Here is a 7143-nt window from a genome sequence, read left to right as displayed (position 1 = left end):
CGAGCCGGCAGTCCAGCCGGGTGCCGAAGGCGGCGAGCATGCGGGCGTCGACCTTGTCGGTCTTGGCGAGCAGGCCGGTCGCGCGGGCGAAGCTGCGCGCCCGCTCCGGATTGACCCGGGTGAAGCGGACGCCGGCCGCCGAGAGCGCCCGGCGGAGTTTGCGGTCGTAGAGGCCGGTGGCCTCCAGGACGACCAGGACGCCGAGGCCGGCCAGGCCGTCCACGAACGCCTCGATCGCCTTGTCGTCGTTGCCGATCTGCCGCCACGTGCCGCCCCGGCCCTCATAGACGTCGAGGACCATCTTGGAGACGTCGATTCCGATCACGTCAGGGTGTATCTTCATGGCGCCTACCCCTGTGCTGCGGGGTCCGCGCCAACGGCCCCGATCAACTGTTCAGGCTGGGTATTTGCAGGCGGGCGGGGATCACAGCCGGCTCACGGTCGACAACGACCAGGGACCCAACGATCTCCCGCCCGCCAACCCACAATGCCACACCCGGCACACACAGGGGCCCACTCGCGTCTCAACTTGCCGCACCGCACCGCTCCGATGGGCGATCTTGATGCCGCTGCGGCGCGAGTGGGTCCCGGATCGGCGGCCCTTCGGGCCTTGTCCGGGATTGCGGTTTTGGGGGGTGGCCGGGCCGGTCGGCGCTGGCTGCGATGCCGTCGGGGCCGCCGTCACCCGGCGGCCAGGTCTCCGATCAGGCCGGCGGCGACGGCGTGCGACGGATCCGGCTATCGCGACCGGAATCGATCTCTCGACGGATCCCCGGCCGGAGCGGAGCGAAGTGCCGGGGCCTACTCGCGTCTCAACGTGCCGCATCGCACCGCTCCGATGGGCGATCTTGATGCCGCTGCGGCGCGAGGTGGTCCCGGATCGGCGGCCCTAACGGGCCTTGTCCGGGATTGCGGTTTCGGGGGGTGGCCGGGCGGTCGGCGCGAGCTGCGATGCCGTCGGGGCCGCCGTCACCCGGCGGCCAGGTCTCCGATCAGGCCGGCGGCGACGGCGTGCGACGGATCCGGTTGCCGCGACCGGAATCGATCTCTCGACGGATCCCCGGCCGGAGCGGAGCGAAGCGCCGGGGCCCACTCGCGTCTCAACGTGCCGCACCGCGTCACATCCATGGGCGATCTTGATGCTGCTGCGGCGCGAGTGGGTCCCGGATCGGCGGCCCTTCGGGCCTTGTCCGGGATTGCGGTTTCGGCGGTCTTCGAGCCGTCCGGCCGGTGCTGCGATGCCATCCTGGCCGCCGTCACCCGGCGGCGAGGTCTCCGATCAGGCCGGCGGCGACGGCGTGCGACGGATCCGCTTGCCGCGACCGGAATCGATCTCTCGACGGATCCCCGGCCGGAGCGGAGCGAAGCGCCGGGGCCCACTCGCGTCTCAACTTGCCGCACCGCGTCACATCCATGGGCGATCTTGATGCCGCTGCGGCGCGAGTGGGTCCCGGATCGGCGGCCCTGACGGGCCTTGTCCGGGATTGCGGTTTTGCGGGCTGGCCGGGCGGTCGGCGCGAGCTGCGATGCCATCCTGGCCGCCGTCACCCGGCGGCCAGGTCTCCGATCAGGCCGGCGGCGACGGCGAAGCGGCTGACGCTGGTCGCGTCGGCGCCGGTGATCTCGGCGACCGCGCCGAGCGTGCGTGCAACCTCCTGGCCGTGGCGGGCGAGCCAGCCGTCGAGGCCGCCGTCACCCGCCAGCGCCGCCGCGGCGATGCCGCGATGGGCGTCCGCGAGCAGGCCGCGCGCGCGATCGAGCGCCAGGGCGTCATAGTAGTCGGCGACCGGAATGCGGCGCGACAGCTCGAACAGCCGCAGGATGCGGAACCGTTCGGCGACCCCGATGAAGGCCGAAGCCGCCTCGTCGAGGCTCGCGCGCGTCCGTTCGGCGACCAGCACCACGTCCGGCACCGCGGCGACCAGCGGCAGGGCGGCGATCGGTGCGGCCAGACCCTCCGGCACGCCGGCGGCGACGAAGGCGGCCGCGCGCTGGCGCGCCGAATCCGCCAGGCTCGCCGGCATGCGGGCGGTCGGGTCGATCCCGAATGCGTCGATGCCCGGCCGGAAGCGGGCGATCAGCGCGCCCGGATCGGAGCCCGGCGCGGTGTTGCGCAGGAGCCAAACCATGGCGCCGATCAGGCTGTCCTGGACGGCGCCGTAGAGGTCGAGCTGCACCGCCCCGGCGATCCGCCCGTCCAGGGCGTCGATGGCGCGGTCGAGCGCGTCCAGGCCGAAGATGCTGCGTGCGGCGACGAAGACGCGCGCGATCGCGGCCGGCTCGGCGCCGGTCTGGTCGGCGATCCGAGTGACCAGGCTGGCGCCGCCGCCGTCGATCATCGCATTGGCGAGCCGGGTCGCGACGATCTCGCGGTGCAGCCGGTGGGCGGCGATCTCGCCGGCATAGGCCTCGCGCATCCGGCTCGGGAAATAGGCGGCGAGCTCGCCCGCCACCGCCGGATCGTCCGGCATGCTGCTGTCGAGCAGGTCCTCCTTCAAGGCCAGCTTGGCATAGGCGAGCAGCACGCCGATTTCGGCCCGCGTCAGCGGCTGGCCGGCCTTCTCGCGGCGCTCCAGTTCGGCGTCGTCGGGCAGGAACTCGACGGCGCGGTTGAGCCGGCCGGCCCGCTCCAGCGACTGCATCAGCCGGCGCTGGTAGCCGAAATCCTCGAAGCCGCGGCGCTCGGTCATGCTGATGGAGAGCGTCTGCCGGTAGTTGTTGGCGAGCACCAGCCCGGCCACCTCGTCGGTCATCGAGGCGAGCAGCGCGTTGCGGCTGGCGAGATTGAGCCGGCCGCGGCGCACGGCCTGGCCGAGCGCGATCTTGATGTTCACCTCGACGTCGGAGGAATTGACGCCGGCCGAGTTGTCGATCGCATCGGAATTGCAGCGCCCGCCCTTCAGCGCGTAGGCGATGCGCCCGCGCTGCGTGACGCCCAGATTGGCGCCCTCGCCGATCACCCGGGCACGGACCTCGCCGGCCGTGACCCGGATGGCGTCGTTGGCCTTGTCGCCGGCCGCCGCGTCGCTTTCGTCGGCCGCGCGCATATAGGTGCCGATGCCGCCGAACCACAGAAGATCGACCGGCAGGGTCAGGATGGCCCGCATGACCGTCTGCGGCGTCGGGCGGAGGTCCGTGATGCCGAGCAGGGCGCGCGCCTCGGGCGACAGGTCGATCGCCTTGGCGTTGCGCGGATGGATGCCGCCGCCGGGCGACAGCAGCGCATGGTCGTAGTCCTGCCAGCTCGAGCGCGGCAGTTCGAACAGCCGCTTGCGCTCGGCGAAGCTCGTCGCCGGATCCGGATCGGGATCGATGAAGATGTCGCGATGGTCGAAGGCGGCGACCAGCCGGATGGTCGGGGCGAGCAGCATGCCGTTGCCGAACACGTCGCCCGACATGTCGCCGACCCCGGCGACCGTGAAGGGCGTCGTCATGATGTCGACGTCCATCTCGCGGAAATGCCGCTTCACGGCCTCGAACGCGCCGCGCGCGGTGATGCCCATCTTCTTGTGGTCGTAGCCGGCCGAGCCGCCGGACGCGAAGGCGTCGCCGAGCCAGAAGCCGTGCGCCTCGGCGATGCCGTTGGCGGTGTCCGAGAAGGTCGCCGTGCCCTTGTCGGCGGCGACCACCAGATAGGGATCGTCGCCCTCGTGGCGCACCACCATGGCGGGCGGCTCGACGGTGCCGTCCGGGTCGAGATTGTCGGTGACCGTCAGCAGCGTGGCGACGAAGGTCTTGTAGGCGGCGGTGCCCTCGGCGAGCCAGGCGTCGCGCGCCATGCCGGGCTTCAAGCCCTTGGGCACGAAGCCGCCCTTGGCGCCGACCGGCACGATGACGGCGTTCTTGACCTGCTGCGCCTTCACGAGGCCGAGCACCTCGGTGCGGAAATCCTGCGGCCGGTCCGACCAGCGCAGGCCGCCGCGGGCCACCTTGCCGAAGCGCAGATGGACGCCCTCGACGCGCGGTCCGTAGACCCAGATCTCGCGGAACGGCTTCGGCTCCGGCATGGCGGTGACGGTGCGGCTGTCGATCTTGAACGCGAAGGTGTCGCGCGGCAGGCCGTCGGCACCGAGCTGGTAGAGATTGGTGCGCACCACCGCGCCGACCAGATTGAGCAGGCGGCGCAGGATCGTGTCGTCGTCGAGGCTGGAGACGGCCTCCAGCCGCTCCTCGATCTCGCGCTGCAGGGTCGCCTCGGCGATCGCCCGGTCGCCGCCGGCTTCGAGCCCGAAGCGCACCTCGATCAGGCGTGCCAGATCGGCGGCGATCGCCGGTTCGCGCACCAGCGCGCCGGACATGTAGTCGAGCGGGTAGGGGATGCCGATCTGGCGCAGGTAGCGGGCCAGCGCCCGCAGGACGGCGATCTCGCGCCAGCCGAGCCCGGCGCCGAGGCCGAGCGCGTTGAAGCCGTCATTCTCGACCGTCCCGTACCAGACCGCGAGGAACAGCGCCTCGATGCGGTCTTCGTCGGCCGGGTCGATGCCGTCGCCGCCGCCGGCGGCACGGGCCAGCGTCATGTCGTGCAGATAGGCGGCGGCCGCGCCGGCCGGCTCGATCCGGTAGGTGCGTTCGTCGATGACGCGCAGGCCCATATTCTCCAGGACCGGGACCCGGTCGGAGAGCGGCACCGGCGCCTCAAGGCTGTAGAGCTTGAGGCCGATCGGCCCGGTGCCGTCGTCGGGCCGGCGATGGAACGCGATGGCGACGCGGCGCTCCGGCGTCAGCCGCTCGAGCATGCCGATATCGTCCACGGCCGCGGCCGGATCGGTCGCCTCCCGGTAGGCGGCGCCGAAGGCGGTGCGATAGCGGCGCGCGAGCCGCTCGGCCGCCTCGGCGGCGGCGTGTCCGTGCAGGGCTGCCGCCAGACCGTCGGCCCAGGTGCGGACGATCGCCGCGACCGCCTGTTCGAGAGCCTCCTGGCCGATTTCCGGCGTGGCGCCCTCGTAGCGGCCGACGATGAAATGGACCCGGGCGAGCGAGCCTTCCGGGAAGGCCGGCTGCCAGTTGACGACCCGGCCGGCAAAGGCGCGTTCCAGATACTCGCCGATGCGCACGCGGATGTCGGTCGAATAGCGCTCGCGCGGCACGTAGACGAGCACCGAGACGAAGCGGTCGAGCGTGTCGCGCCGGGCCAGCACGCGCACGCGCGGATGCTCGTCGAGGGCCATGATCTGCAGCGCGAAATCGTAAAGCGAGCGCTCGTCGATCTGGAACAGCTCGTCGCGCGGATAGGATTCCATGACGTTGATCAGCGCCTTGCCGGAATGCCCGGTCGGGTCGAAGCCGGCCTGGGCCAGCGTCCGGTCGACCTTGCGCCGGACATACGGGATGGTCCGGGTCGAGCGCGTATAGGCGGTCGAGGTGAACAGGCCGACCAGGCGCAGCTCGCCGGTCAGGGCGCCGTCGTCGCCGTAGAGCTTGAGGCTGATCGCGTCCATATGGACGCGGCGGTGGATGCGCGAGCGCAGGTTCGCCTTGGTGACCATGAGCGCGCGGGTCGAGCGCAGGAAGTCGCGCAGTTCGGCCGAACTGTTCAGGGCCGCCTCGCCGCGCCGGAACACCTTCAGGGTCTCGTTGCGCAGGACGCCGAGGCCGGACCCCTCCAGCCGCTCGATCCGCGCCGTGCCGTCGACCGGCCGGTTGGCATATTCGCGCAGGCCCAGGAAGGTGAAGTTGTCGTCGCGCAGCCATTGCAGGAACTGCAGCGCCTCGGCGGTCTCCTCGACGGGGAGCGGCGGCGGGCTCGTGCGATAGGCCGCGATGGCGGCATCGACCCGGGCCAGCATGACGCGCCAGTCGGTGACCGCGGCGCGTACGTCGGCAAGGGTGCCGTCGAGCCGTTCGGCAAGCGCGGTGCGCTCGGTCTCCGAGGCGATCCGGTCGACATGGATGTGGATCAGGCTCTCCCGGCTCTCGCCCTCGAACGGCACCTCGGCGCCCTTGAAGGCTTCGAGCCGGCCGGTCGCGTCGCGCCGGACGGTGACGATCGGATGCAGCACGAGGCGGATGCCGAGGCTCGAATCGGTCAGCTCGCCCATAACCGAATCGACCAGGAACGGCATGTTGTCGTTCAGGATCTCGATGATCGTGACCGACGCGAAGGCGGTTCCGGACGCGGCGTCCGGATTGGCGAGGGTGATGCGCGGGCGGCCGAGGCGGCGCTCGCCCAGCCGTTCCCAGCTGCCGGTCGCCAGGATGGCCAGATCGACCGGATCGTAGGGCGCGAGGTCTTCGGCCGGCCCGCGGCCGAACAGGAGATCGGCGAACCGGGCGAGATCGTCCTGACCGCCGCGCGCCAGATGCGCCACCGCGAGCCCCGCCGGCCCGTCCTTCGCCACCGCCACCCGATCCTGCATGCTGTCCTCCCCCGACCTTCGGGTCGGTTCCTTCTGCGCCCATGCTGTGCACGAATGGGGCGCCGCGCCTAGTCTGGCAGTCCGATGGAGACCGTTCGATGTCAAAAACCACGAAAAATCCGGTCCGGAATTCCGAAAAGGCGACGAAAACGGCATTGAAGGGGCCGGGCGGGACGGCGCCGCTGCCGCGCCAGGATCGCGACGCCGACGGCCGGCCGGAGGCGCCGGTCATGCTCGATCTGCCGGCGGCCGACCTCGATGCCGAAACCGCAGCCTATTTCCAGAAATGCATGGAGAAGCTCGGCTTCATTCCGAACGTGCTGGCCGCCTATGCGCACGATCTGGCCAAGCTGAAGGCCTTCGCGGCGATGTATAACGACCTGATGCTGGCCCCCTCGGGTCTCAGCAAACTGGAACGGGAAATGATCGCCGTGGTCGTGTCGAGCGCGAACCGCTGCTACTATTGCCTGGCCGCGCATGGTGCCGCCGTGCGGCAGCTGTCCGGCGATCCGGTCCTCGGCGAATTGATGGTGATGAACTATCGCGCGGCCCGGCTGCCGGCACGCCATGCGGCCATGCTCGATTTCGCCTGGAAGCTGACCGAGACGCCCCATGCGGTCGTCGACGCCGACCGCGCCGCCCTGACGGCGGCGGGCTTCTCCGATCGCGACATCTGGGACATCGTCGCGGTGACCGGCTTCTTCAACATGTCGAACCGCATCGGCATCGGCACCGACATGCGCCCGAATGCCGAATATCACGCGCAGGCGCGTTGACGGCCGGCACG

The 7143-nt window shown here is 71.1% G+C and carries 3 protein-coding genes; 1 reads left to right on the top strand and 2 read right to left on the bottom strand.

The window, feature by feature from the left end; translation table 11 throughout:
- Positions 1-343 (bottom strand): IS110 family transposase (locus ABB55_RS13285; RefSeq protein WP_152982257.1); only part of this gene is annotated, 343 nt, incomplete at its 3' end.
- Between the two features lie 1201 nt (positions 344-1544).
- A complete protein-coding gene (locus tag ABB55_RS13280; RefSeq protein ID WP_054359233.1) occupies positions 1545-6356 on the bottom strand; it encodes an NAD-glutamate dehydrogenase in 4812 nt (1603 codons plus the stop codon).
- 230 nt (positions 6357-6586) lie between these two features.
- On the opposite strand from ABB55_RS13280, the gene ABB55_RS13275 reads away from it, so the two are divergent.
- On the top strand, positions 6587-7132 hold the full coding sequence (locus ABB55_RS13275) for a peroxidase-related enzyme (protein WP_054362038.1): 546 nt from the start codon (positions 6587-6589) through the stop codon (positions 7130-7132).
- The last annotated feature ends 11 nt before the right edge of the window (positions 7133-7143 follow it).

The organism is Prosthecodimorpha hirschii (genome assembly GCF_001305515.1).
GTDB lineage: Bacteria > Pseudomonadota > Alphaproteobacteria > Rhizobiales > Ancalomicrobiaceae > Prosthecodimorpha > Prosthecodimorpha hirschii.
Note: the sequence above shows the minus strand (reverse complement) of the source record. Positions and strands in the feature narration are given on the sequence as shown.